General features: G+C 64.2%; 24 protein-coding genes. 11 read left to right on the forward strand and 13 right to left on the reverse strand.

Features of this window, described 5'->3' with window-relative positions:
- Positions 1-57: 57 nt before the first annotated feature.
- The 3 genes from O3298_RS01015 to O3298_RS01025 form a co-directional block, all read right to left on the reverse strand.
- Positions 58-1,275, reverse strand: coding sequence for a YeeE/YedE family protein (locus tag O3298_RS01015; RefSeq protein ID WP_305056282.1), 1,218 nt, complete (start codon positions 1,273-1,275; stop codon positions 58-60).
- Positions 1,276-1,481: 206 nt separating this feature from the next.
- Positions 1,482-3,482, reverse strand: coding sequence for a PhoX family phosphatase (locus tag O3298_RS01020; protein ID WP_305058317.1), 2,001 nt, complete (start codon positions 3,480-3,482; stop codon positions 1,482-1,484).
- Positions 3,483-3,621: 139 nt separating this feature from the next.
- Positions 3,622-4,833 (reverse strand): MFS transporter, encoded by a 1,212-nt coding sequence (locus O3298_RS01025; protein ID WP_289916403.1) that lies wholly within the window; start codon positions 4,831-4,833, stop codon positions 3,622-3,624.
- A 144-nt stretch (positions 4,834-4,977) separates the two neighbouring features.
- On the opposite strand from O3298_RS01025, the gene O3298_RS01030 reads away from it, so the two are divergent.
- Complete coding sequence (locus O3298_RS01030) at positions 4,978-5,214, forward strand: DUF3820 family protein (protein WP_034749909.1); 237 nt, start codon at positions 4,978-4,980, stop codon at positions 5,212-5,214.
- 8 nt (positions 5,215-5,222) lie between these two features.
- Here O3298_RS01030 and O3298_RS01035 read toward each other — a convergent pair whose 3' ends face one another.
- Positions 5,223-5,606: a glutaredoxin gene (locus O3298_RS01035; RefSeq protein ID WP_251351461.1), complete on the reverse strand. Its 384-nt coding sequence runs from the start codon at positions 5,604-5,606 to the stop codon at positions 5,223-5,225.
- A 124-nt stretch (positions 5,607-5,730) separates the two neighbouring features.
- Here O3298_RS01035 and O3298_RS01040 point away from each other — a divergent pair, with 124 nt between their 5' ends.
- Positions 5,731-6,273, forward strand: coding sequence for a hypothetical protein (locus O3298_RS01040; protein ID WP_305058318.1), 543 nt, complete (start codon positions 5,731-5,733; stop codon positions 6,271-6,273).
- A 13-nt stretch (positions 6,274-6,286) separates the two neighbouring features.
- Here O3298_RS01040 and O3298_RS01045 read toward each other — a convergent pair whose 3' ends face one another.
- Positions 6,287-7,108 carry an APH(3')-I family aminoglycoside O-phosphotransferase gene (locus O3298_RS01045; protein WP_305058319.1) on the reverse strand — a complete coding sequence of 274 codons (822 nt, stop codon included), beginning with the start codon at positions 7,106-7,108 and terminating at the stop codon, positions 6,287-6,289.
- 16 nt (positions 7,109-7,124) lie between these two features.
- Positions 7,125-7,613 carry an Lrp/AsnC family transcriptional regulator gene (locus O3298_RS01050; RefSeq protein ID WP_305058320.1) on the reverse strand — a complete coding sequence of 163 codons (489 nt, stop codon included), beginning with the start codon at positions 7,611-7,613 and terminating at the stop codon, positions 7,125-7,127.
- A 77-nt stretch (positions 7,614-7,690) separates the two neighbouring features.
- Here O3298_RS01050 and O3298_RS01055 point away from each other — a divergent pair, with 77 nt between their 5' ends.
- Positions 7,691-8,581, forward strand: a complete 891-nt coding sequence (locus O3298_RS01055) for a DMT family transporter (protein ID WP_305058321.1) — start codon at positions 7,691-7,693, stop codon at positions 8,579-8,581.
- 3 nt (positions 8,582-8,584) lie between these two features.
- Here O3298_RS01055 and O3298_RS01060 read toward each other — a convergent pair whose 3' ends face one another.
- A complete protein-coding gene (locus O3298_RS01060) occupies positions 8,585-9,808 on the reverse strand; it encodes an MFS transporter (protein WP_305058322.1) in 1,224 nt (407 codons plus the stop codon).
- 86 nt (positions 9,809-9,894) lie between these two features.
- Here O3298_RS01060 and O3298_RS01065 point away from each other — a divergent pair, with 86 nt between their 5' ends.
- A complete protein-coding gene (locus tag O3298_RS01065; protein WP_305058323.1) occupies positions 9,895-10,821 on the forward strand; it encodes a LysR family transcriptional regulator in 927 nt (308 codons plus the stop codon).
- Here the strand turns inward: O3298_RS01065 and O3298_RS01070 are convergent.
- Together O3298_RS01070 and O3298_RS01075 are read right to left on the reverse strand one after the other, a co-directional pair.
- Positions 10,818-12,977, reverse strand: coding sequence for a bifunctional diguanylate cyclase/phosphodiesterase (locus O3298_RS01070; protein WP_251351451.1), 2,160 nt, complete (start codon positions 12,975-12,977; stop codon positions 10,818-10,820). The two genes, O3298_RS01065 and O3298_RS01070, sit on opposite strands and share 4 nt — an antisense overlap.
- A 153-nt stretch (positions 12,978-13,130) precedes the next feature.
- Positions 13,131-14,057, reverse strand: a complete 927-nt coding sequence (locus tag O3298_RS01075) for a LysR family transcriptional regulator (RefSeq protein ID WP_251351450.1) — start codon at positions 14,055-14,057, stop codon at positions 13,131-13,133.
- A 167-nt stretch (positions 14,058-14,224) separates the two neighbouring features.
- Here O3298_RS01075 and O3298_RS01080 point away from each other — a divergent pair, with 167 nt between their 5' ends.
- The 5 genes from O3298_RS01080 to O3298_RS01100 all read left to right on the forward strand — a co-directional run bounded on the left by O3298_RS01080 (position 14,225) and on the right by O3298_RS01100 (position 18,751).
- Positions 14,225-14,926, forward strand: a complete 702-nt coding sequence (locus O3298_RS01080) for a pirin family protein (protein ID WP_305058324.1) — start codon at positions 14,225-14,227, stop codon at positions 14,924-14,926.
- Positions 14,927-15,088: 162 nt separating this feature from the next.
- Positions 15,089-15,490, forward strand: coding sequence for a DoxX family protein (locus tag O3298_RS01085; RefSeq protein ID WP_305058325.1), 402 nt, complete (start codon positions 15,089-15,091; stop codon positions 15,488-15,490).
- 160 nt (positions 15,491-15,650) lie between these two features.
- Entirely contained in the window at positions 15,651-16,304 is a 654-nt protein-coding gene (ribA, locus tag O3298_RS01090; RefSeq protein WP_077407024.1) for a GTP cyclohydrolase II, read from the forward strand.
- Positions 16,305-16,373: 69 nt separating this feature from the next.
- A complete protein-coding gene (locus tag O3298_RS01095; protein WP_305058326.1) occupies positions 16,374-17,774 on the forward strand; it encodes a serine protease in 1,401 nt (466 codons plus the stop codon).
- On the forward strand, positions 17,771-18,751 hold the full coding sequence (locus O3298_RS01100; RefSeq protein ID WP_305058327.1) for an FHA domain-containing protein: 981 nt from the start codon (positions 17,771-17,773) through the stop codon (positions 18,749-18,751). Before O3298_RS01095 ends, O3298_RS01100 begins: the two co-directional genes overlap by 4 nt.
- A gap of 74 nt (positions 18,752-18,825) precedes the next feature.
- On the opposite strand, the gene O3298_RS01105 is transcribed toward O3298_RS01100, so the two are convergent.
- Positions 18,826-19,482, reverse strand: a complete 657-nt coding sequence (locus O3298_RS01105) for a CCXG family PEP-CTERM protein (RefSeq protein WP_305058328.1) — start codon at positions 19,480-19,482, stop codon at positions 18,826-18,828.
- A gap of 518 nt (positions 19,483-20,000) precedes the next feature.
- On the opposite strand from O3298_RS01105, the gene O3298_RS01110 reads away from it, so the two are divergent.
- A complete protein-coding gene (locus O3298_RS01110; protein ID WP_099667171.1) occupies positions 20,001-20,339 on the forward strand; it encodes an MmcQ/YjbR family DNA-binding protein in 339 nt (112 codons plus the stop codon).
- On the opposite strand, the gene O3298_RS01115 is transcribed toward O3298_RS01110, so the two are convergent.
- Positions 20,340-20,960 carry a TetR/AcrR family transcriptional regulator gene (locus O3298_RS01115; RefSeq protein ID WP_077407037.1) on the reverse strand — a complete coding sequence of 207 codons (621 nt, stop codon included), beginning with the start codon at positions 20,958-20,960 and terminating at the stop codon, positions 20,340-20,342. It abuts the gene before it with no gap.
- Positions 20,961-21,052: 92 nt separating this feature from the next.
- Between O3298_RS01115 and O3298_RS01120 the strand changes: the two genes are divergently transcribed.
- The gene (locus O3298_RS01120) at positions 21,053-22,267 is read left to right on the forward strand and encodes an MFS transporter (protein ID WP_305058329.1); all 1,215 of its coding nucleotides are present in this window, start codon (positions 21,053-21,055) and stop codon (positions 22,265-22,267) included.
- Between the two features lie 3 nt (positions 22,268-22,270).
- Here O3298_RS01120 and O3298_RS01125 read toward each other — a convergent pair whose 3' ends face one another.
- A complete protein-coding gene (locus tag O3298_RS01125; RefSeq protein ID WP_305058330.1) occupies positions 22,271-22,573 on the reverse strand; it encodes a hypothetical protein in 303 nt (100 codons plus the stop codon).
- Between the two features lie 57 nt (positions 22,574-22,630).
- Positions 22,631-23,806 (reverse strand): PQQ-dependent sugar dehydrogenase, encoded by a 1,176-nt coding sequence (locus O3298_RS01130; RefSeq protein WP_305058331.1) that lies wholly within the window; start codon positions 23,804-23,806, stop codon positions 22,631-22,633.
- Positions 23,807-23,917 lie beyond the last annotated feature (111 nt).

The raw sequence follows: 23,917 nt of genomic DNA on the forward strand, positions 1-23,917 counted from the left end.
GGCGGCAAAGGTGAACAGGGGCAGAAATATACAGCAAAGCCCCTGTTGACGCCGGCGTCAGCAGCCCGTCGGTTTGACTTTTTCCACTTCCAGGCCGAACCACGGACGCAAGCGCGTGCCGATGACGTTGCCCAGGAAGGCGCACACCAGCCACAGCCAGCCGTGCAAGCTGCCCGAGACGATGCCGCTGAAATACGCGCCGATGTTGCAGCCGTAGGCCAGGCGCGCGCCGTAGCCGAGCAGCAAGCCGCCGACGATGGCGGCGATCAGCGAGCGGCGCGGGATGCGCCACACGGGCGCGTAGCGGCCGGCCAGCGCGGCCGCCAGCATGGCGCCGAGCACGATGCCGATATCCATCACGGAAGTCTTGTCTTGCGTCAATGGCGCGGCCAGGGCGGCGGCATTCGCCTTGGTGGACCAGTAAGCCCAGCTGGCCGTGTCGATGCCGACCACGGACGCCGCTTTCGCGCCCCACAGGGCGAACGCCGACGTCACGCCCCATGGACGGCCTGACAGCGCCAGGGTGGCGAAGTTCAGCACGACGAGGGCGACGGCGCCCGCCACCAGCGGCCAAGGGCCGTGCAGCCAGGGCGACGCCTGCGCCGGGCGCAGGGGCGTGGCGACGAGCTTGCCATGGCGGCGCTTTTCCACCAGCACCGTGATGGCGGCGATCAAGGCAAAAACGATCCAGTTCAGCGCCAGCGCGGGGACCAGGCCCAGGGTCGTGACGAGGGAAATCGGCTTGAGTTGCGGCAATGAAGTCCAGAACGGCATGTGCGCCGTGCCGATCACGGAGCCGACGATGAAGGCGGCCAGGGTGATGAGCATGCGCGTGCTGCCCCCGCCGACTGTATACAAGGTGCCGGACGCGCAGCCGCCGCCCAGCTGCATGCCGATGCCGAAGATGAAGGCGCCGAAGATGACGGACGTGCCGGCGGGAGAAACGAGGCCCGCGACGGGCGTGCCGAACAGGGTGCCAGCCGACAGCGCGGGGAAAAACAGCGCCACGCCCACGGCCAGCATCAGCATTTGCGCGCGCAAGCCGTCGCCGCGGCCATCGGCGATGAAGACGCGCCAGGCGGACGTGAAGCCGAAAGCCGCGTGATACAGGGTGATGCCGAGCAAGGCGCCCACCACATACAGCGCGGCCTGGTTGATGCCGACGGTGTGCGCCAGGTACCACGCACCGATCAGGATGAGCAACAGGGCGACGCCCAGCGGTTTCGGATTGATGGCGGCGCGCAGGCCTGGCGGCGAAGCTGCAATATCGGACATGATGGGGGACGCTAAAGGAAGGGAAACGCCATTTTCCCCCGTTTTGCTGTTTTCTGCCAGCAAGTTAGCCGTCCGCCGGGCGCCGCCACGCCAAACGCCCCGTCACCCGGGTCGAGGGACGGAGCGCGTGGCGAGGGGCACGCACCGGCAGGGAAGGCCTGCGCCTCCCTGCCCTGCGTGCCCGCTGCGGCGTCAGCTGACGCGCATCACTTCGACAGTTTCACCTGCGCCAGTTCCGCCGTCAGGTAGCCGACAGCGCCGCTGGCCTTGCTGTTGTAGTTGGTGTTGATGATGATGTTGATCTGGTCCTTCAGCGCGGACGGCAAGGCGGGGAAGCGGCTCCACTCGTCGCCCGGATGCTGGAAGTTGCTCATCACATAGGTCCAGCCATTGATTTCATCGACCGCATGCAGGCCCGTCGATTCCGCGCCGGCCGGGCACGACAGCAAGCGCTCCAGCTTCTTGGTATCGACGTTGTACGCCCACAGGAAGTTGTTCAGGTGGTTGCCGCTGTCCTCGCCGATGAACAGGGTGCGCAGTTTTTCCGAGAACTTCAGGTTGTCGGGGCTGGCGATCTTGGCCGGGTTGGCCGTGTTGCCCAGGCCATCGGCCGCGATGTCTTCGCCTGCGATCAGCAGGGTCGACTCGCTTGGCACCCATTCGCTGTCAATGGCCGCGCCCGTGTCATCCTTCTGTCCGCCCGTCAGCTTGTGCGACACGACGGCACCCGCCACCAGTTTCTTGAACTTGACGTTGTGGCCGGCCACGTAGCCCGAACCGCCTTCGACCATCGAATCCTGGATGTTGGCATATGCCGAGTACGCGATCTTGTCCTTGGCATTGACCGTCGTGCCCTCGTTCTTGGTAAAGGCCATGCTGCCGCCCTTGAGGGCCGCGTAGCGGTGGGTTTCCAGGAAGGCGGCGGCTTTTTCCTGGCCGGCCTTGACCCTGACCCAGGCGGTTTTCTTGTTCAGCACGATCTTCGTGTAGCTGGCGTCGGACGGATCGGCCAGGGTCGAATCCATGATGTCGGTGGCCTTGATGCCGCCGTCGACCAGCGCCTTGATCTCGGCATGCGTCGCATGGCCCAGCTTGACCCATTGCAGCTTGCCGGTAGTGGTCTCGGTCAGCTGGGTCGTGTATTTGGCGACGTACAGGGTGCCGCCTGCGGCCAGGTCGGCGACCTTGTCGGCCACGAACATGAACAGCCCGCCATTCGTGTAGTCGTCGCCGCCCAGGATGGTGCGCTGGTCCGGCATCACCTGCACCAGTTCGCGCGAGTAACGGCCCAGGCAGTAGTGCTTCTTGATACTGCCGGTGCCGTCCGGGTTGACCGACACTTCCGGCAGGTGGCCGTAGTCGTACGGATTGGCGGTCGTCGTATTGCCGAAGACGTTCTTGCTGAATTCCTTGAGCACGGCCAAGGTCTGGCCACCCAGGCCCTGGTCGAAGGCGTCGGGTTCGTACTCTTCGCTCGACAGATGGGTATTCCACGGCGACAAGCTGGCGCCGCAGGTAATCCACAGGCCCTTCACCAGCGAGGTATCGACATTGTGGTATTTCACCAGCGACAGCTTGCCGGTGGTCTGGTCCTGGTCCAGGCTCAGTACGGCGATCGGCGACGGCAGCGTGCCGTAGGTGGAAGCGCCGGCCTGGTTCAGCGAGTTGTATTCAAATTGCACCACGGCAAACACCGGCTTGCCCTTGACGCCGCTCACGCTGGCGTTGGCCACCGTCAGCATCGAGCTGCCGTCCGGCGAATCCGAGAAGAACTGGCGTTCCTTGCCCGGCACCGAACTGTCGATGATGGGCTGGTTCTTGATGTCGAAGTAGCCGCCCGCGATCACGGTGCCGCCCTTGCCGTCCGGCACCCGGTCGCCCGTCAGGAAGAAAGGCTGGTACGCCAGATTATAGCTATTGCTGCTGCCATCGCTGAAATTGACCTTGAGCTTGGAGCCGACGGTGGTCGTGGCCAGCGCGGCAGGCGAACTCGCCAGTGGCGCGGCCATGCCTGTGAATTCCGCCGTGGTAAACGTCGCGGTGGGCGTGACTGGCGGCGTCACCGCTGGCAGGTCGTTGTCCGAACTGCCGCCACAACCGGACAGAAAAGCGCTGACGCCGGTCAAGCCGGCCAAAGGCAGCATGGGGGCACCGGCAAACAGTTGCAACAGGCGGCGGCGTGAGGACTCAGGGGCGTAATTCGACATTTTTTGTTTCTTCCGTTATAAATAAATATCGTGGGACAGACCTGCTGGAATACGAGGCCGGAGCATAAACGACAAATATTTCAGCTTGATTACAGGCAAGCTGCACCTCGGAAGCAAGAACGAGCGGACTCCCGCCTTCTCAATGCCCCGTCGCCCGCATCGCTTTTGCGCCAGCGGGCCGCACGGAGATCGGGTTCAAACGGTCCAGGCGGCCGCTCAGGGCCGTCAAGCCGAATGCGCCCAGCACGACGAGGGCGCCGATCCAGCCCGTGTGCACGAGACCCAGGTGTTCCACGATGAGGCCGCCACCCCAGGCGCCGCCGGCGATGCCCAGATTGAAGGCGGCGATATTCAGGCCGGACGCCACGTCGACGGCGCGGGGCGTGAAATGTTCCGCTTGCTGCACGACATACACTTGCAAGCCAGCCACGTTACCGAAGGCCACGGCGCCCCACAGCAACACGGTGATGACGACGAGCACGGGATGCGGCGCCGTGAAGGTCAACAGCAACAAGACGGCCGCCAGCAGCAGGAAGATCAGTTTCAGGGCGCTGACAGGGCCTTTCTTGTCGGCCAGCTTGCCGCCCCAGATATTGCCGAACGCCACGGAGACGCCATACACGAGCATCACCACGCCCACGGCGCCGGCGCTGAAACCCGACACTTGCTGCAGAATCGGCGCCAGATACGTGAAGGCGATGAAGGAGCCGCCATAGCCGACGGCCGTCATGGCATACACCAACAGCAGGCGCGGCTGGCCCAGCACCTGCACTTGCTGCAGCAGCGAGGCCGGTTTGCTGTGCTTGATGGTCGATGGCACGTACAGCAGGCTGCCGACAAAGGCGATCAAGCCCAGCGCCGAAACGGCGAGGAAAGTTTCGCGCCAGCCGAAATGCTGGCCGATGAAAGTACCCAGCGGCACGCCCGTCACCAGGGCCACGGTCAAGCCCGTAAACATGATGGCAATCGCGCTGGCCGCCTTGTCTTTCGGCACCAGGGACGTGGCGATGGTCGAGCCGATGGAAAAGAAGACGCCGTGCGCCAGCCCCGTCAGGATGCGGGCGATGACGAGGGTTTCGTAACCCGGCGATTTCCAGGCCAGCAAGTTACCCAAGGTAAACAAGACCATCAGCGAGAGTAACAAGGTCTTGCGCGGGATCTTGCCCGTCAGGGCAGTCAGCACGGGCGCACCGACGGCGACGCCCAGCGCATACAGGCTGACCAGCAAGCCGGCCGATGGCAGGTTGACGCCCAGGTCCGCGGCGATGGTGGGCAGCAGCCCCACGATGACAAACTCCGTGGTTCCGATGGCAAATGCGCTGAGGGTCAGCGCGAGCAAGGCAATGGGCATGGCAAACTCCGATAAATGATGTTGGCATGCAGTATCGGGGTTTTCTTTGTTTCGAAAAATACCTCATCAGGCAGAAGATAGTTGCGCACAGATCAATAATAGAGCGGTCTGCTACACTGGCCGCATCCACACGGGGTCACCACCATGAATTCAGAAAAACTGGCGCTGCTGGTCACGCGCGAAATGCCATATGGGAAATATCAGGGACGCTTGCTGGCCGACTTGCCGGGCCACTACCTGGGCTGGTTCGCGCGCGAGGGCTTTCCCTCGGGCGAACTGGGCAGTCTGATTGCGCTGATGTACGAACTCGACCACAACGATCTGCGCAGCTTGCTCGACCCCTTGCGCACGCGCAAGTCGCCGTGGCGGCCGGGCGAGTAAGACAGCGCTTAAAACTCGCGCACTTTCTTTGCCAGCATGGCGCTGAACTCACCGTTTTCCACGAGCTTGTGCAGCTCGCTGGCGCCACCGATGAGCACGCCGTTGACAAAGACCATGGGGAACGTGGGCCAGCCCGTCCACATCTTGAGGGCATTGCGGCGGTGCCACTGGTTCAAATAGCTGCCGTATTGCAGGTACTGGTAGGGCGTGCCCAGCACGTCGAGGATCTTGCGCGCCTTGCGCGGAAACGGATTGAGCGCCATGCCGACGACGACCACCTGGTGCGCGGCGATGGCCGCCTGCACTTCGCGCACGATGTCCTTGTGCTTGCTGCCGATCAAAGGGCGGGCGGCGGGATGGATCTGGGCTTGGTCAAGGATGGCGCGGGTCATGAAAGTCCTGGGGTGAGTGGCACGTGGCGTGCAGATCACGCATTGTGCCACGCGCCCAGGCCGGCGTGGGCTACACTGCGCTTCTTCTCCTCCACCCGTGAAATATATGCAAGGAATCATTCCCATGCCTGAATACCGCACCCGCCGCCTGCTCGGCGCTCTTCTGCTCGCCGCCGCCACTTGCACCAGCGCCGCCGCTGCAGCATCTGCTGCCGCTGCCGACGGGGGACTCGAAAATGGCCTGATCCATGCGCTGCACCTGAAAAAGGGCACGACGCAGCGAGTGGGCACCTCCGGCAAGGCCATCGCCGCCTACATGCGCGAAGGTTTTATTGGCAAGCGCCCCAACCAGCGCTTCGACTACACGGATTATTACCTGCTCAAGAAACCGGCCAGCTTCATGGGACACGAACTGGTGCTCATCGAAGAGGAATACATCACGCAATACATAGGCTGCTGCGTCAGCCCCGGAGCCGGCGTGACGGTAAAGGTAAACGGCAGCACGCAAAAGCTGCAGGCGTTCGCCAGCGCCCAGCGCTGCACCCTGACCGACCCCGTCGATATCCGGAAAAACCTGCGCGAAGTGGCCATCCAGGCCACGCTGCCCAAGGGCCATTACGCCTCCTTGAGTTGCCGCGAACGCGACGCCGAGCGCGAAGAGCCGTGATGACTGCCAGCACTCAGAACAGCTCGTCGAGCAGCAGATGGAATTGCAGCTTGCCTTGATCGATATCAACGATCCCATATTGCTGAACAAACCTTGGCGGTAGCGCGGCGTCCAACTCACCAAGAGCACGCCAAACGATGGCCAGGTCCTGATAACGGTCGGCAACGCCCGCCCGGCCCACGTCGAGGCAGCCGACGACGGCGCCATCGTGCATCAGGATATTTTCCAGCGAAAAATCGCCATGCGTGACGACGAGGTCTGGGATGAGCGGCAGGTAGTCTTGCAGCGCCAGCCACACTTGCTGCGCCGTCCAGCCTTCCCGCTCGGCATCGAAATCGCCGGCATCGACGAAGCCCGCATCGATGCGCCGGCGCGCCTGGACCAGCCGCACGGCATGGCCGGCGTCGAATGGGCAGTCGTTGACGGGAAGCGCGTGCATGCGGCGCAGGAAGGCCGCCAGCGCGTCGGCCACGGCGGAGCCCAGCGCAGGATTGTCTTCCAGCACCTGGCACGCCGTGTTGCCCGGCAGGGCCGCCGTCAGCAGCCATGCCTGTTCCGGGCTTGCCGCGCGGGCAAATTGCACCACGGCCGGCACGGGCAGGTACTGCGCCAGCCAGCGCAGGCGCGCCAGTTCGTCGGCGAGCTCGGCAGCGCCGGCACCCGTGCCGTGTTTCAGGAACAGGGCCGGCGCGCCATCCCTGCCCTGCAAGCGGTAGACGGCAGCGTCCGACTCACCGACGCTGTCGCGCGCCCAGTCGTACCCCGCCACGGCGGCGCGCATGCTGGCGGGCATGGCGGCCAGCACGGCCGCTTGTGTCTGGTTAGAAATGGTCATCTGCCTGGCCCTTGTTCTATGTCAGCGGCACGTGCAAGCCCATCTTGAGGCAAGTCAAGGCCACCGACGTGCGGTAGCGCCGGATATTGTCGTCGCCGCCGAACAGGCGTTCCGTCAGCGCCTCGTATTCGGCCATGCTGCTGGCCGTGATGACCAGCAGGTAGTCAGCCTCGCCCGTGATGCCGTAGCACTGCTGGATGGCGGGTTCGGCCATGATGCGGGCGCGCATGCCGGCCGTGCGCTGCGGATGCTCGTCGTGCAAATGCACTTCCACCGTCAGTATCAGAGGGCGGCCCAGGCGACTGGCGTCGAGCACGGCCACCTCGTTGCGGATCACGCCGCTCTCGCGCAGGCGGCGGATGCGCCGCTGCACGGCCGGCGCGGACAAGTACACGGCCTGGGCGATTTCCCGCTGCGAGGTCGTGTTATCGCGCTGCAAGATATCGAGGATGGCCAGGTCGAAGGCGTCAAGGGCGACAGCAGGTGTGAGCGAAAGTTGCGTCATAGAGGTCAAAATGCAGTGCAAATATCGGAGCAGACACAATAAACTTTCACCACTTCGATATCAAGCCATTTATCACCATGCCATTACGCCGCTATTCCTCCTTGATTCCCCTGCTGGCCATCCTCGGTTCCGTCACCTGCCTGGGACTGGGCACGTCGTGGGCCAAGCACAGCCTGTTCCCGCTGGTGGGCGCGCAAGGCACGACGGCCGTGCGCGTGGGCTTTTCCGCCTTGCTGCTGTTGCTGTTCTGGCGCCCGTGGCGCTGGCAGCTGAGCCGCGCCGACCTGCGCACGGTGGCCCTGTACGGCGCGGCGTTGGGTTTGACGAACCTGTGCTTCTACATGGCCTTGCGCACGATACCGTTCGGCATCGCCGTCGCCATCGAATTTTCCGGCCCGCTGGCCGTGGCGCTGCTGGCCTCGCGCCGCCCGCTCGACTTCGTCTGGGTGGCCCTGGCCGTGGCGGGATTGGCGCTGCTGTTGCCGCTGGGTCACGACGTCAGCAATCTCGATCCCACGGGCGTGCTGTTCGCCCTGGGCGCCGCCGTCTGCTGGGCTTCGTACATCGTCTTCGGCAAGCGCGCCAGCCATTTGCATGCGGGCCATTCCGTGTCGCTGGGCCTGGCCATGGCCGCGCTGGTGGTCGTGCCCGTCGGCGTGATGCATAGCGGCGTCGCCCTGCTCTCACCCGTCGTGCTGGGCGTGGGCCTGGGCGTCGCGCTCATTTCCAGCGCCATCCCGATCTCGCTGGAAATGGTGGCCCTGAAGCGGCTGACGCCGCAGGCGTTCGGCATCATGAGCAGCATGGAGCCTGCCGTGGCCGCCATGCTGGCGTTCATCCTGCTCGACGAACGCCTGGACGCGCCGCAATGGCTGGCCATCGCCATGATCATGGCCGCGTCGATGGGCAGCTCCTACATGGCGCAGCGCATGAAGAAACCGGCGCCGGCCGTCGCCGTGCATACCTGAACCTCAGTGCGCGGCCGCGCCCGCCACGTGGGACGCCAGGTTCTTGCGCGCCAGCCAGGCCAGCGGCAGCAGGGCCAGCAGCGCGGCGGCCACGCCGGCCCAGGGGGACGACGCCATCAGCTGGCGCGAGACCATCAGCGCACCGAGCATGGAACCGAAGGAAATGCCGAGGTTAAACGCGGAAATGTTCAGGCCCGAGGCGAAATCGACGGCGTGCGGCGTGTAGCGCTCGGCCGTGGCCAGCATGCCTGCCTGCAAAGCGGGCGACAGGCCGAAGGCGAACACGCCCCAGACGAACAGCATCACCGTCATCATCCACTGCGAACTGATGCTCAGCGCCACGCCCGCTTGCGTGACGGCCAGCAATAGCAGCATCGCGCGCAAGGCCTTTTGCCAGCCCAGATGGCTGGTCAGGTAGCCGCCCGCCAGGTTGCCGGCAAAGGTGGCGGCGCCAAACACGATCAGCAAGGCGCTGGCCATGGTGGCGGAAAAGCCCGTCACATCCGTCAGGATGGGCGTGATGAACGTGAACGCGGCAAAGCTGCTGCCAAAGCCAAACGTCGTAATCGCCATCATCGTCAGGATGGGGCCGCTGCCCAGCGCCGCCAGCTGCGTCATGGCCTTGCCGCCCTTGCCTTGCTGCAAACCGGCCGGCAGCCAGCGCGCCATGGCGGCCAGGCCCAGCGCGGCCAGCAGCACCACGGCAAAGAAGGGCAGGCGCCAGCCCATCAAGTTGCCGAGGAAACTGCCGAACGGCACGCCGATCACCATGGCCAGGGTCAATCCCGCAAACATCACGGAAATCGCCCTGCCCGCCTGTGCCTTGGTGACGAGGCTGGCGGCCACGGTGGCGCCGATGGCAAAGAAGGTGCCGTGCGCCACGGCCGTGATGACACGCCCCAGCAGCAACAGTTCGAACGTGTGCGAAAAGGCGGCCAGCAGGTTACCGGCCAGGAACACGCTCATCAGCCCCAGCAGGGCAGCCTTGCGCGGCAGGCGCGACATCAGCAGCACCAGCAGCGGCGTGCCGATGGCCAGCGCCAGCGCATACAGGCTGACCAGCGAGCCGGCCGATTCGATGGAAATATGCAAATCTTTCGCGATGGTCGGCAAGATGCCGACGACGATGAATTCGGTCACGCCGATGGCAAAGGCGCCGACGGCCAGCGCCAGCACGCCGGGCGGCATCTTGCTGGCTGAAGTGGAAACAGGGTTTGCGGTGGTCATGGTATTTCTCCGGCAGAGTTCAAGCCAGCCAGTGTATCGATGCAAACGCTTTTGATATAGACTCCAATAATGGAAACACCTATGAAATGGATTCAATAATGGCCAGGCAAGACATCAACCGCGCGTTCGAGATGGCCGTGTTTGCCGCCGTGGTGGAAACGGGCGCCTTTTCCGCCGCCGCGCGCCGCCTGGCCTTGACGCCGTCGGCCGTCAGCAAGCTCATCAATCGACTGGAAGCGCGGCTCGGCGCGCGGCTGCTGCAGCGCAGCACGCGCCAGCTGCACACGACGCCCGAGGGCGACGCCTTCTTTATCCAGTGCAAGCGCATCCTCGACGATATCGAGAGCGCCGAGCGCGAAGCATCGCAAGGGGCGGCGCCGCGCGGGCGCTTGCGCATCAACTGTTTCGTGCCGTTCGGCGTGCGCCATCTGCTGCCCATCCTGCCCGAGTTCGCGCAGCGCTATCCCGACATCGTGCTCGACGTCGTCGTCAGCGACGCCATCGTCGATCTGTTGGAAGACCGTACCGACATCGCCATCCGCACGGGCAAGCTGAAGGAATCGAACCTGGTGGCGCGCAAACTCGGCGAAGACGCGCTGGTCGTGGTGGCCTCGCCCGCCTACGCGGCGCGCCACGGCTTGCCGCGCACGCCGCAGGAATTATCACGGCACAATTTGCTGGCGTTCAACTTCCGCTGCCAGAACGAAACCTGGCCCTTCCTCGATGGCGCGGGCGGATCGATACAGGTGGCGCCGCAGGGCAATACCTGCGTCAGCGATGGCGAAAGCATGCGCCAGCTGGTGCTGGCCGGCATGGGGCTGGGACGCTTTTCGCGCCAGCACGTGCTGCGCGACATCGAGCGAGGCGATTTGATACCCGTGCTGCAGGACTACAACCCGGGCGACAAGGAACTCGTGCACGCCGTCTTCGTGGGACCGGGCTTGCAAGTGCCAGCCAGGGTGCGCGTGATGCTCGATTATCTGCTGGAAAAAGTGCAGCTGGGTGGCGCTTAAAGCGCCAGTTCTTCCAGCCGCAATTGCCGGCCTTCACCCAGCATCAGCTCGAATTCGGCCGCCGGCACGGCCGGACTGAACAGATAACCTTGCAGCTGGTCGCAGCCGAGTTCGCGCAGGAAGCGCATCTGCTCGGCCGTTTCCACCCCTTCGGCGACGATTTCCTGGCGCAGCTGCTGCGCCATGGTGACGATGGCGCGGGCGATGGCGCAATCGTTTTCCTCGAAGGGCAAGCCGATGACGAAGGAGCGGTCGATTTTCAAGGTGCTGATGGGAAATTTCTTCAGGTAGGCCAGGCTGGAATAGCCGGTGCCGAAGTCGTCCAGCGCCAGCGCCAGGCCCATGGCCACCAGCTGGTTCATGATGTCGATCACCTTGTCGGCGCCGCGCATCAACAGGCTTTCCGTGATTTCCAGCATGATCTGGTCGGGCCGCACGCCGTAGCGTTCCAGCACGGCGGCTATGCGCGCCGGCAACTGTTCATCGAACTGGCGCGCCGACAGGTTGACGGCGATGGCCGGCATGTGCAGGCCGCGGTCTTCCCAGCTGCGGATCTGGCGGCACGCCTCGTCCAGCACCCAGGTGCCCAGCTCCAGAATCAGGCTGGTTTCCTCGGCGACGGGGATGAAGAGGCCGGGCGAGACCATGCCGCGCATCGGATGCTTCCAGCGCAGCAAGGCTTCCGCGCCCACGATGCGTCCGCTCGCCAGGCTCACTTTCGGCTGGTAATGCAATTCCAGTTCCTTGTCGCCCAGCGCCAGGCGCATTTCGCTTTCCAGGCGCAAATGTTCCTTGGCCCGGCGGTTCATGTCTTCGCGGTAGAACAGGAAGGTCGATTCGATCGTCTGCCCCGCCTTGGCCACGGCCACGTCGGCAAAACGGAACAGGGCCGGCGCTTCCAGGCCGTCTTCCGGATACACGGTGATGCCGATGCTGGCGCCCACGTGCAGGGCGTGCGCATCGATATTGATCGGTGCTTCCAGCAAATTGAGCAGCTTTTGCGCCACGTTCGCCGCGTGTTCGCGCTTTTCGATATGCAGCAGGGCCACGACGAACTTGCTGTTGTCGACGCGCGCCAGGATGTCGGCGTCGCGCAAGGCGCCGCGGAACAGCTGGCCGATGGCGATCACCAGCTGGTCGCCCACTTCATGGCCCAGCGTGTCGCTGATGGAACCGATGCGGCTGATGTCGATGACCATCAGCGCGCCATGCGTGCCCTGGCGTTTCGCCTCGGCCAGGCCCTGGTCGACCAGCTGGTTCAGCAGGCAGCGGTTGGGCAAGCCCGTCAGGCTGTCGTAGTTGGCCATGCGCTGCATGCGCGCCTCGGCATCCTTGTGCACGCTGATATCGGAAAACAGGGAAAACACGTGGCTGATTTCGCCGAATTCGTCGCGCACGACGCTGATGGTGACGTCTTGCGGGAACAGTTCGCCATTCTTGCGCTTGCCGATAATTTCGCCGCGCCAGGAACCGTGCCCGCGCATGGCGGCGCGCACCTTGGCGCGGAAATCGGGATCGTGCACGCCCGAGCGCAGCAAGTCCGGCGTGCGGCCGATGGCTTCGGCCGGCGAATAGCCGGTGATGCGGCTGAAGGAACTGTTGATGGAGACGATGCGCTCTTCCGCATCCGTGATCAGCACGGCTTGCTCGCTGTCTTCGATGATGCGTGCGTGCAACCTTACCTTGTCCACGTCGGACAGCGGCTCGCTCATGGCCGACAGGCGCACGGCCATGCCGCACGCCTTGCCCGCCTGGTCGTGGATCACGTGGCGGTGCATGCGCAGCCACGTCACCATGCCCGACTTCTTACGCCGGCGCACATCGGTGGCCACGTCGCCCTGCGTGAAATGCAATTCCAGCACGCTCGCTTCCGCGTCGTCTTCCGGATACAGGAACAGGATGTGCTGGCCCAGGGCTTCCAGTTCGGAATAGCCGAACATCTGTTCGGCGCCATGGTTCCAGCCGATCAAGAAGCCGTCGGGATCGATTTCCAGCAAGGCGTCGGGAGGCGCCACGCGCACCACGGGCCGGCTGGCGCCGCGCAGCCGCTCCAGTTCCTCCTCCAGCCGCGCCAGGGTGGCGGCCTGCTGCGGCCCCGCCTGCTCACGGGCATCCTGGGCCAGGCGCAGGCACAGCGCAACCTTCGCCTCAAGCATGGCAACCCCACTCTAGGGCCAGGTCAGGGGAACAGATCAGGGGCGCTGCGGTGTGTGTAATCATCAAAATCCCACTGTGGGGCGTGGAGGTCGGGCGGAAATACTGTGAATATGGTAACTTAAAAATGTTGGCGTATGTCAACATTTTAAGACCTACGCCGAATGGCCCGGCAGATGCTGCGCCAGGCGGGCAAACACATCCGGTTCGCGCATGCGCGCCATCCACCAGCGCAGCGCCGCGCCATCCTCACCCACTCTCCAGGCCAGGTAAAACGTTTCCGACGGTTTCGGCTCTTCCACGGCCTTTTCCACCAGCAAGCCACGCGCGATGGCGGCGCGGGCGCACGGTCCCGGCAGGAAGCCAAAGCCCAGCCCCAGCACCTGGTAGTCGAACTTGACCTGCATGTTCGGCACGCTCAAGGCATCCTGCCCCAGCAGCAGACCCACCGTGCGCGGCGCCATCTGGCGCGCCGAATCGGCCACCACCACGGCCCGGTGCTGCTGCAGGTGGCCGCGCGACAAGGGTTCCTGCACCTGCGCCAGCGGATGCGTGGGCGCCACGGCAAAGACGAAGTCGAGCATGCCGATCGGCTGCGCGATATAGCCGCCGCCCGCCGGCCCGTCGCCGGGCGCGCCCACCAGCAAGTCGGCCCGCCGGTCCAGCAGCGCTTCCCACGTGCCCGACAAGGTGTCTTGCGACAGGCGCAAGCGCGTCTGCTGCGCCACGTCATAAAAGGCGCGCACGTCGTCGGCCAGGGCCACGGCGGAAAACATGGAGTCGATGCCAATGGACAATTCCGTTTCCCAACCGGACGCCACCCGGCGCACGCGGTGTTCGAGGTCCTGCGCCGCCTTCAGCAGGTAGCGGCCCTCTTTCAGCAATTCCTGGCCGGCCGCCGTCAGCATGACTTTCGGGCCGTTGCGCTGGAACACTTGCACGCCGAGGTCGTCTTCCAGCTTGGCCACCGTATAGGAAATGGTGGACGGAACTTTGTGCAACTCCTTGCCGGCCGACGAGAACGATCCGCGGCGGTCGATGGCGTCGACGATTTGCAGGGCTTCCAGGCTCAGTCTTAACATTCGATTTTTTCGATCATAGGTCGCAAGATTTTCCGTTTTTCTTTCCCTGCACAGGGGCCTATACTTTGTTCATCGTACAGCGAAGGGCATAAAAGAAGCCACGGCGTAGCGCCAGGCAACGGTCCTTCGAAATTATCGCACATTAACTTATAGAAACGGAGTCCACCATGTTACAGATTCGTCACAGCGAAGAACGCGGCGCCGCCAACCACGGCTGGCTCAATTCCCACCACAGCTTTTCCTTCGGCAGCTATCACGATCCGCTGCACATGGGTTTTGGCCCCCTGCTGGTGATCAATGAAGACCGCGTCACGCCAGGCCAGGGTTTCGGCACGCACGGCCACCGCGACATGGAAATCATTTCGTATGTACTCGACGGCGCACTGGAACACAAGGACAGCATGGGCACCGGTTCCGTCCTGCACTACGGCGACGTGCAGCGCATGAGCGCCGGCAGCGGCGTGCGCCACAGCGAGTTCAACCATTCGAACACGGATGGCTTGCACTTCCTGCAGATCTGGATCCAGCCGAACGTGACGGGCATTCCGCCCAGCTATGAAGAGAAACACTTCGCGCCGGACAGCAAACGGGGCAAGCTGCGCCTGATCGCTTCCTCCGACGGCCGCCAGGGTTCCGTGCTGATCCACCAGGATGCGGCCATCTACGCCAGCATCCTGCAGGAAGGCGAACAGGCGGAACACGCGCTGGAAGAAGGCCGCCTCGCCTATGTGCACCTGATCCGCGGCAGCCTGGTCGTCAACGGCACGCCCTTGAAAGCGGGCGATGCGCTGAAACTGACGCAGGAAGCCAGTGTGATCATCACGCAACCCGAGGACGCGGAATTCCTCCTCTTCGACCTACCTAAATGATGGCACCTGGCCAAACCTACTGCGCGTCGCGCTTTGCGGCCTGCGATGCTCACCGTACTAGAGTACGGTTGCGCTTCTTAGCCACAAATCACTGCCGCTCGCTACGGTTTTGCCAGGCACCGCAAGTCAACCTCAAATCTTGATAAAAACAATTGGATTACTATGAAAAATAACACTGATCTGCTGCTGCCCCTCGGCCGTGCCGCCCTTGGCGTGCTGTTCTTTGTCTCGGGCTTGCTGAAAATCGGCGCCTTCGCGGGGGTGGCCGGCTACATGGCCAGCCAGGGCTTGCCGATGGCAAACATCCTGCTGGTGGGCGTGATCGCCCTGGAAGTGGGCGGCGGCTTGCTGCTGATCACGGGCTGGCAGGCGCGTTGGGCGGCGCTGGCCCTGGCGCTGTTCCTGATTCCCACCACCGTGATCTTCCACGCCTTCTGGAGTGCGGACGCGGCCCACTTCCAGGACCAGCTGACGAACTTCCTGAAGAACCTGTCCATCTTCGGCGGCATGCTGTTGCTGGTGGAGCGGGGCTTCGGCAAGGCCAGCCGTCTTGTAAAAGGCTAATCCGGCCGCAATTAGAGGAATATCACCAGGCATTCCAGCTTTCAAATCTCAGCCAGGGGAAATGGCTTCCCCTGCTTTTTGGTATGATGACAGGGCGCGCCGGCACCGGAGTGGTGTCGCGCGCCTTTTATTTTTGACAATTACCTATATGAGCACAACCATGCAAAGCGGCGCAGACCTCCTGGCGACAGGCGAATTGGATTACACGACTTCCTGCGCACTGCCGACGCCGTGGGCCCAGTTCACCCTGCACGCCTTTGTCGAGCACGCCACTGGCAAGGAACACCTGGCCATGGTGCTGGGCGATATCGGCAACGGCGAACCGGTGCTGGCGCGCGTGCATTCCGAGTGCCTGACGGGCGACGTGCTGTTTTCGCAGCGCTGCGACTGCGGCGCCCAGCTCGAGGGCGCCTTGAAACGCATCGCCGAAGAAGGCCGCGGCATCTTGCTGTACCTGCGCCAGGAAGGACGCGGCATCGGCTTGATCAACAAGATCCGCGCCTACCGCCTGCAGGAAGCGGGCGCCGACACGGTGCAGGCGAATGAACAGCTGGGCTTCAAGGCCGACGCACGCAACTACACCCTGTGCAAGCCCATGTTTGCGCAATTCGGCATCCACAGCCTGCGCTTGATGACAAACAACCCGCGCAAGATCGCCGCCATGGAAGCGCTGGGCATCACGGTGGCCGAACGGGTGCCCCTGCTGGTCAACCGCAACGCCTTCAACCAGCACTACCTGAATACCAAGCAAAGCAAGCTCGGTCACATGATGACGCCGCAAACGGCGCCGGCGCTGGAAGACGGCGCCCTGTAGCCCCCCGGGGCGGCGCGTGCGCGATACCGCGCCGCGCCGGCCGCGCTCCTGCTCACGCACAAAGGATGCATGAAATTATCTAACTACGCCTGCTTGCTGGCCAGCCTGTGCGTTGCCGCAGGCGCCCACGCGGCCGCGGCGCCTGTCCCTGCCGCGCCTGCCGCGACCACCACCGCTTCGACTCCCCCCATCAAACCGCCGCCGGCCACCGCCGCGCCCGCCGCCACGGAACATGCGGCCCTGCCGCCGCCCTCGTCGGCCGCGCAAAAGCTGTACACGGCGGCGCGCGCCGACATCCTGCAAGTGCGCGTGCTGCTGAAAAACGGCCGCACGCAATCGTCCGTGGGTTCCGGCTTTTTGATCGGCACGGGCGACCTGGTGGTGAGCAACTATCACGTGGTCTCCCAATTCGCGCTCGACCCCGATACCTACGTGGGCGAATGGGTCGACACCAGCGGCCAGCGCGGCAATGTGGAATTGCTTGCCGTCGACGTGCTGCACGACCTGGCCGTGCTGCGCGTGAACCGCCATGGCACGGGTTTCTTCAAGATGCCGGAAGGGCTGGCGCCCCTGACGCAAGGCCAGTACCTGTATTCGATGGGCAATCCGCTGGACCTGGGCTTCGCCATCTCGGAAGGCTCGTACAACGGCGTCGTCACGCGCAGCTTCTACGACCAGCTGATGTTTACGGGACCGATCAATTCCGGCATGAGCGGCGGCCCCAGCGTCACGGCGAATGGCGACGTGGCCGGCGTGAATGTGTCGAAACGCCTCGATGGCGAACTCGTCAGTTTTCTCGTGCCTGCCCGCTATGCCCAGCAATTGCTGGCCAAGGTGGCGCAGCAAGGCAAGCCGCCGAAGGACTTCAAGCCGCTGGTGACGGCGCAACTGCTGGCGCACCAGGAAGTCATGCTGGCGCGCCTGCTCGATACGCCATTGAGCCTGAAAGCCATGGGCCCGTATCGCGTGCCCGTGCGCGAGTCCGACCAGATGCGCTGTTGGGGGCGCTCCAACGTCAAGTCCGACAAGCCCTACATGCTCGACAACACCAGCTGCGCCATGGAATCGGCCATCTTCATCTCCGGCGCCTTGCAGACGGGGCAAGTGTCGATGCGCCACGAATTTTTGCGCAGCAGCGGTCTGGGCGCCCTGCGCTTTTCCGAACTGGCCAGCGCCTCGTTCAAGAATGAAAGTTTCGGCAGCTACAAGAGCGCCAGCCTGACGGGCCCGCAATGCACCGAACAGTTCGTCAAGAACAAGACCCTGCCCCTGCGCGCCGTCCTGTGCGTGCGCGCCTACCGCAAGTTTACCGGCCTGTACGACTTTGCCCTGCTGGCCGCCAGCACCGATGAGCCACTCATGAGCCTGCAAAGCCGCATCGACGCGCGCGGCGTGTCCTACGCCAACGGCATGCGCGTCACGCGCACCTTCCTCGAAGCGCTGTCGCGGGAAAGCCGCCGCAAGCCATGAAAGCACCATACTTCATCGAAATCCTCGCCGACAATGGCGAAGTGCGGCAACGCCAGCGCATAGCCACCTTGCCGATCCGCATCGGGCGCGGCTACGACAACGACTTCATCCTCGACGACGCGCATACGGCCGCCGCGCACGCCATCGTCGAGGACGACGGCGCAGGCGGCCTGTTGCTGCGCGACCTGGGCAGCCAGAATGGCGTGATCCACCGGGGCCAGCGGCAACTGCAGGTGGCCATGACGGGCAACAGCATCGTGCGCCTGGGCCACACGCGCCTGCGCGTGCGCGCCAGCGACCACCCGGTGGCGCCCGAACTGGGCGACACGACCCGGCACGACTGGGAAGGCTTGCGCCCCGCCATCGCCGGCCTGGCCATGATCGGCGCCTCGGCCGCCTTCAGCAACTGGTTGAGCGACGCGGACGCCTTCGAGCCGATTTCCTACCTGATGATCATCGCCTACGCGCTGGCCGGCGGCCTCGTGTGGGCGTCGATCTGGGCCGTGGCAAACCGCCTGTTTGGCCATGGGGCGCGCTTCGGCCGCCACCTGTTCATCATCGGCTGCGGCTTGCTGGCCATGGAAGTGTGGGAACTGGGCAGCAATGTGACGGCGTATGCGCTGTCGCTGGAAGTGCTGACGCGCTACGGACGGCATATGTTCATCGTCATTGTATGCGCGATGATCTATTACCATTTGTGCACGATCAAGCCGCAGCATCCGCGCCGCTTCGGCCTCGTCGCCGTCGTGCTGGCCATCGTCGGCTCGACCCTGATCCTGCTGAGCAACCTGCAGGCCAGCGGCCGCCTGGCCGACGAAGCCTACATGGCCGTGATCTACCCGCCAGCCTTGCGCCTGAGCCCGGATCACGCGACGGACGCCTTCTTCCGCGACGCGGCCAGCCTGCAGCGCGCCGTCGATGCCGAGCGCGGCCAGGCGGCCAAGGGCGCCGACGAAGATGAAGACAGCGGCGACTAAGCCGCTATCATGCAAAAAGCCCGCCGCATCCTGACGGAGCGGCGGGCTTTTTTACGTGCGCTCGGGACGTGCGCTTAAAACTTGGCTTCCTGCTTGCGGCGTGCCGTGAAGCCCAGCAAGCCCAGGCCGATCAGCAGCATGGCATAGGTGCTTGGTTCCGGCACGGCCGAGACCAGGCCGTCGGTGCTGGAAAAGCTGGCGAAATTGTTGTTGCCCGCCTTGAACTGGACTTGCTGGCCGCCATCGCAGCAGCCTTCCAGGCCGAAGATGCTCAAGGTATGGTTGCCTGCAGCCAAAGTGCCCGAACCGGCGAGGAACTGGCTGCTGCTATTGTAGTTACCGGCCCACCACAGGTCGCTGCTCTTGAAGTCCAGCGCCACGCCGTCGAGGAACAGGGCGCCGCCCTTGCCGAAATCGACGCCGCTGCGGAAGCTCCAGGCGCCCGCATCGGCCGCGCTGACGCCAAAGTTGATCACCGACTTGAAGGCGATATTCGAACCGCTGCCGAACAGGCTGCTATTCGTGACATTGTTGTAGCTGGCAATCGTCGTCGTGCCATAGCCGGCGCCCGGCGTGGCCACGGCGGCATTCACAACGGACTGGTAAGCGGCGGCGGACACTTGCGCGCCGGCATTCGAGTAGCCGGTGGAAACGGTGATGGTGCTGGCGTTCGCGTGGGCAAACACACCAACGGCGATCAGGGACAAAGCGATTTTAGGCAAGTTTTTCATAATGGGTATCCAGTCAATAAGTATTCAACGGGCGCAACAGGCGTGAAGGCGCTTGAGCTGAATACACGCTGCATTGAGGCGTGTCGGCATAGCGCAAGAATTGCAAGAATGAGCGGTCGGGGGCGTGGCTTCCGCAAAACTTCGCGGACTTGCGGCGTGCCATGGCGGCACTGCAAGCGTCCTGGAAAGGGTTCGGGTTCCCGGGACAAAACCAGACAATTGACGGGTCAGGTGAAACGTTGAATCTATTCTATCTTAAATTCCCTAGAAGAAAAGTATTTTTCTTTTAGCCATGTAAGATATTTATATGACAAGCACCTTGAAACAGGCTGAACAAGCCTGCCGGGATCGGCATTTTACCCCTGGCGCGCTGGCCGGACCTGTCGCGCAAGCGCCACAAGCGCGCGCGCCAGTGTCGCATCTTGCGCATTTCTTTTCGCATGCCGCTGCACCACGCGGCGAAACAGCATGGCAAAATGTAGTCACGCTGCTATCTATCCGAACTGGGGGAAAGAGGAATGGTCGACCTGGAAGAACTACGCTATCTGGCACTGTCGTTTCCCGACGCCACCGAGGAAGAACACCACGACCGTCCGGCCTTCCGCGTGGGCGGGAAGATCTTCGCCACCCTGCCCGATGACGAGCACATCAATGTGCTGCTCGATGCGGAAGCGGCGCACATCGCCACCGTCATCACGCCGTCCGGCTGCGAGAAGCTGTGGTGGGGCGAACGCCTGGCCGGCATCACGGTGCGCCTGGCGGATGCCGAGCTGGACATGCTGGCCGCCGCCCTGACGGCCGCCTGGCGGCGCAAGGCGCCCAGCGACCTGGCCAAGACCATCGCCCCGACGGAGTAGTTACATCGGCCAATTGCGCAGCAGCAATCCCACCATCTGCTGCAATTGCTCGCGAGATACGCCGGCCGCCGCCTGGATGGCCATGCCCTGCGACAGGGTCACGACGAAGCGCGCCTGCTGCTCCGGGCAGGAATCGGGCGGCAAATCCCCCTCTTCCTTCGCGCGCCGCAAGCGGTCGCGCAGCTTGATTTCACCGCGCAGCCGGCGCGCGAACAATTCATCGCGGATCGGCAAGGCATCGTCGCTGCAGGCGAGCGCCGCATTGACGCCCATGCAGCCGTGCGGGCCGTCCGGCATCGTTTGCGCGTCGACATATTGCGTCAGCAAGGCTTCCACCACCTGGCGCGCCGTCGGCTGTTCCAGCGCCGCATCGAAAAACCGCATGCGCGTATCGCTGTAGCGTTCCAGCGCCTTGTGGAACAATTGTTCCTTGTTGCCGAAGACGGCATACAGGCTGGGCCGGTTCATGCCCATGGCTTTCGTCAATTCCGGCAAGGAACTGCCTTCATAGCCTTTTTCCCAGAATACTTTCATGGCGCAATCGAGCGCCTCGTCCGCGTCGAACGTGCGTGGCCGCCCCGTTTTCGCCTTGACCGCCTCTTCTTTTTTATCTTGTTTCATACCGTTCGGTAAAAAATTATTGACAACAATGTCCACCTGCCCTGATTATATACCGACCGGTTAAAAACCTCTCGGCTTTTCAGGAACCTCTCATGCATACACTTTCCAACGCTACCGACGACGATACCACCGTGGCGCCGTGGCTGGCCGTCTTATCCGTCGGCATCGGCGCCTTCGCCCTCGTCACTTCCGAATTCCTGCCCGTCGGCCTGCTGCCCGCCATGGCCGCCGAACTGGCCATCAGCAAGGGCCAGGCGGGCTTGATGATCACCACGCCCGGCATCGTTGCCGCCTTTGCCGCCATCTTCGTCACCGTCGGCTCGGGCCGCCTGGACCGCCGCATCGTGCTGCTGGCCCTGACGGCCCTGCTGGTAGCCTCGAACCTGCTGGTGGCGCTGGCCCCTTCGTATGCGTGGATACTGCTGGGCCGCGCCATGCTGGGCGTGGGCGTGGGCGGCTTCTGGGCCATCGGCAGCGCCATCGGCCCGCGCCTGGTGGCGCCGCAGCATGCCTCGCGCGCCATGTCCATCATCTTCGCCGGCGTCTCGCTGGGCACGGTGGCGGGCGTGCCGGCCGGCGCGCTGGTGGGCGATCTGGTGGGCTGGCGGGTCGCGTTCGGCGCGGCCAGCGCCATTGCCGTGCTGGTCTTCGTCGGCCAGCTGTTGCTGCTGCCCAAGCTGCCGCCGACACAGGCCATCCGCCTGCGCCAGTTGCCGATGATTTTCGGCATCCGCAAGGCCAGGCTGGGCCTGATCGCCACGGCCATGCTCTTCACGGGCCAGTTCGCCGCCTACACGTATATCGCGCCTTTCCTCACGCAAATCTCGCACCTGGCGGCCGGCACGGTCAGCGCCATGCTGCTCGTGTACGGCGCGTCTGGCTTCATCGGCAACCTCGTGGGCGGCTGGGCCGCCGGCCGCTATGAACGGACCGCGCTGATGGCGACGGGCGCCGTGCTGGGCATGTCCACCCTTGCCCTGGCCGCGTTCGGCAGCCATTCGCTTACCGCCATGCTGCTGGTGGCCGTGTGGGGTTTCGGTTTCGGCGCCATGCCGATCGCCGTGCAGACGTGGATGTTCAAGGCGGCGCCGGAGCTGATGGAAGGCAGCAGCGCGCTCTTCGTTGCCATCGTGCAAGTGTCGCTGGCGTCCGGCGCCTTGCTGGGAGGCGTGGCCGTCGACCGGCTGGGCGTGTCCAGCGCGATGGTGGTCGGCGGCCTGTTCGCCCTCGGCTGCGGCTTGACGATCGCCATCTTCGGCAAGCCGCAGGCCGGCGCCAAGGCCGGCGCGGCCTGCATCGCCTCGTAGGAATCAGATGCGGCCGCGGCGGAATTCTCCGAGGAATTTCGTCACTTCGGCCGGCGTCATCACCACGTCCGCGTCGCCGTGATACGCATACAGGAAAGGCGTGCCGCCCAGGCGGTCCGTCAGCTTGGCAAAGAGCAGAAAGCGGCTGCCCAGGGGATGGCGCTGCAGGTCGGCCAGGCGGCGCGAGCACTGCACGGTCAGCTCCGGCGAAAAGGCCTGGCCCGGCACGGGCCGGATTTCCACGCGGCCATTAATCGCGCGCGATTCGACGGCGACGTGCCGGTATGCATAAGTATCACGGGCCATGCCGCCACCTTGAATGAAGTAAAGGCGCCATCTTAAGCGAAGTGGGCGCCTGCCGTGTTACTGCGGCACGATGCGCAACAGGCGGCCGTTGTCTTCATCCGTCAGCGCATACAGGTAGCCATCCGGCCCCTGGCGCACGTCGCGCACGCGCGCGCCGATGGCCAGGCGGTCCTGCCCCGTCACCTTGCCGCTGGTATCGACGGCGATGCGGCGGATATCCTTGGCCGCCAGGCCGCCGCTGAAGATGCTGCCGCGCCAGGCGACAATCTTGTCGCCCGTGTAGACAGCCAATCCGGACGGGGCCGGCGACGGCACCCAGGCCACGCTCGGGTTGAGCATGCCGGTCACTTCGTGCTTGCCGACCGGTTCATGCGTCGTGTAGTCGGCGCCATAGCTTTGCAGGGGCCAGCCATAGTTGCCGCCCGCCACCACCAGGTTCAGCTCGTCGCCGCCGTATGGACCGTGTTCCGTGGCCCATACGCGGCCGGAAACGGGGTCGAGCGCCAGGCCCTGCACGTTGCGGTGCCCATACGACCAGATTTCCGGCAAGGCGCCCTTGGCGGCCAGCGGATTGCCGGGCGCCGGCTTGCCGTCTTCCGTCAGGCGCAGGATGGAACCCTGGTGCGTGGCCAGGTTTTGCGCCTGCTCGCGCGCCAGGCGGTCTTTGACGCGCAGCGGCGGGTTGCCGCCATCGGCCACGCTCATCAGCAAAGTGCCGTCCGGCAGCCACAGCAGGCGCGAACCGAAGTGCTGGCCGCCGCTCTTGTCCGTAGCGACCTTGAACAGGGTCTGGATGCCCGTCACCTTCTTGCCGTCGAACACGCCGCGCACAAGGGTCGTGCGGTTGGCGTCATTGTTGCCAGTCGACACCGTCATGTAGACGCGCTGCTGCGCCTTGCCCGCATCCTGCGGGTGCAGGACGATATCGAGCAAGCCGCCCTGCCCGCCCGTAAACACCTTGGGCATGCCTTCCAGCGCCACATCGGTAAAAGTCTTTCCATTGAGTAAATGCAAGGTGCCCTGCTTGCTGGTGACGAGCGCGCGCCCCTCGCCCAGCCAGGCGATGCCCCACGGCTGGCGCACGCCCTCGGCCACGGTAACGGTCTTCCACGGCTGTTTCGCGGCGGGCGGTTCGCCCGTGGCTTGCAGTTCGGCGTGGGCGGGCATGGCGCAGGCGGCGAAAGCTCCCAGCAGCAATGCGGTGGCAATGCGTGTACGCTTGATGATTGGCATCGGGAATTCTCCTGTGTCGTCAATAAAAAAAGCGGCCGCGATGGTCTGTGCCATCGCGCCGCCTTTAAAAATAGCACAGATTGCCAGGCGGACGCGCCGCCGCTTCCATGC

Source organism: Janthinobacterium sp. SUN137, from assembly GCF_030587265.1.
GTDB lineage: Bacteria > Pseudomonadota > Gammaproteobacteria > Burkholderiales > Burkholderiaceae_D > Janthinobacterium > Janthinobacterium kumbetense.

Excerpts from the sequence above, each read along its gene's own strand:
- ribA (WP_077407024.1), top strand. The coding sequence starts at position 15,651 with ATGCAAAGCGGCGCAGACCTCCTGGCGACAGGCGAATTGGATTACACG.
- O3298_RS01035 (WP_251351461.1), bottom strand. The coding sequence starts at position 5,606 with ATGACCCGCGCCATCCTTGACCAAGCCCAGATCCATCCCGCCGCCCGC.
- O3298_RS01070 (WP_251351451.1), bottom strand. The coding sequence starts at position 12,977 with ATGCTTGAGGCGAAGGTTGCGCTGTGCCTGCGCCTGGCCCAGGATGCC.
- O3298_RS01020 (WP_305058317.1), bottom strand. The coding sequence starts at position 3,482 with ATGTCGAATTACGCCCCTGAGTCCTCACGCCGCCGCCTGTTGCAACTG.
- O3298_RS01040 (WP_305058318.1), top strand. The coding sequence starts at position 5,731 with ATGCCTGAATACCGCACCCGCCGCCTGCTCGGCGCTCTTCTGCTCGCC.
- O3298_RS01105 (WP_305058328.1), bottom strand. The coding sequence starts at position 19,482 with ATGAAAAACTTGCCTAAAATCGCTTTGTCCCTGATCGCCGTTGGTGTG.
- O3298_RS01075 (WP_251351450.1), bottom strand. The coding sequence starts at position 14,057 with ATGTTAAGACTGAGCCTGGAAGCCCTGCAAATCGTCGACGCCATCGAC.
- O3298_RS01100 (WP_305058327.1), top strand. The coding sequence starts at position 17,771 with ATGAAAGCACCATACTTCATCGAAATCCTCGCCGACAATGGCGAAGTG.
- O3298_RS01120 (WP_305058329.1), top strand. The coding sequence starts at position 21,053 with ATGCATACACTTTCCAACGCTACCGACGACGATACCACCGTGGCGCCG.
- O3298_RS01045 (WP_305058319.1), bottom strand. The coding sequence starts at position 7,108 with ATGACCATTTCTAACCAGACACAAGCGGCCGTGCTGGCCGCCATGCCC.
- O3298_RS01050 (WP_305058320.1), bottom strand. The coding sequence starts at position 7,613 with ATGACGCAACTTTCGCTCACACCTGCTGTCGCCCTTGACGCCTTCGAC.
- O3298_RS01085 (WP_305058325.1), top strand. The coding sequence starts at position 15,089 with ATGAAAAATAACACTGATCTGCTGCTGCCCCTCGGCCGTGCCGCCCTT.
- O3298_RS01125 (WP_305058330.1), bottom strand. The coding sequence starts at position 22,573 with ATGGCCCGTGATACTTATGCATACCGGCACGTCGCCGTCGAATCGCGC.
- O3298_RS01115 (WP_077407037.1), bottom strand. The coding sequence starts at position 20,960 with ATGAAACAAGATAAAAAAGAAGAGGCGGTCAAGGCGAAAACGGGGCGG.
- O3298_RS01055 (WP_305058321.1), top strand. The coding sequence starts at position 7,691 with ATGCCATTACGCCGCTATTCCTCCTTGATTCCCCTGCTGGCCATCCTC.
- O3298_RS01015 (WP_305056282.1), bottom strand. The coding sequence starts at position 1,275 with ATGTCCGATATTGCAGCTTCGCCGCCAGGCCTGCGCGCCGCCATCAAT.
- O3298_RS01130 (WP_305058331.1), bottom strand. The coding sequence starts at position 23,806 with ATGCCAATCATCAAGCGTACACGCATTGCCACCGCATTGCTGCTGGGA.
- O3298_RS01080 (WP_305058324.1), top strand. The coding sequence starts at position 14,225 with ATGTTACAGATTCGTCACAGCGAAGAACGCGGCGCCGCCAACCACGGC.
- O3298_RS01025 (WP_289916403.1), bottom strand. The coding sequence starts at position 4,833 with ATGCCCATTGCCTTGCTCGCGCTGACCCTCAGCGCATTTGCCATCGGA.
- O3298_RS01095 (WP_305058326.1), top strand. The coding sequence starts at position 16,374 with ATGAAATTATCTAACTACGCCTGCTTGCTGGCCAGCCTGTGCGTTGCC.
- O3298_RS01060 (WP_305058322.1), bottom strand. The coding sequence starts at position 9,808 with ATGACCACCGCAAACCCTGTTTCCACTTCAGCCAGCAAGATGCCGCCC.
- O3298_RS01030 (WP_034749909.1), top strand. The coding sequence starts at position 4,978 with ATGAATTCAGAAAAACTGGCGCTGCTGGTCACGCGCGAAATGCCATAT.
- O3298_RS01110 (WP_099667171.1), top strand. The coding sequence starts at position 20,001 with ATGGTCGACCTGGAAGAACTACGCTATCTGGCACTGTCGTTTCCCGAC.
- O3298_RS01065 (WP_305058323.1), top strand. The coding sequence starts at position 9,895 with ATGGATTCAATAATGGCCAGGCAAGACATCAACCGCGCGTTCGAGATG.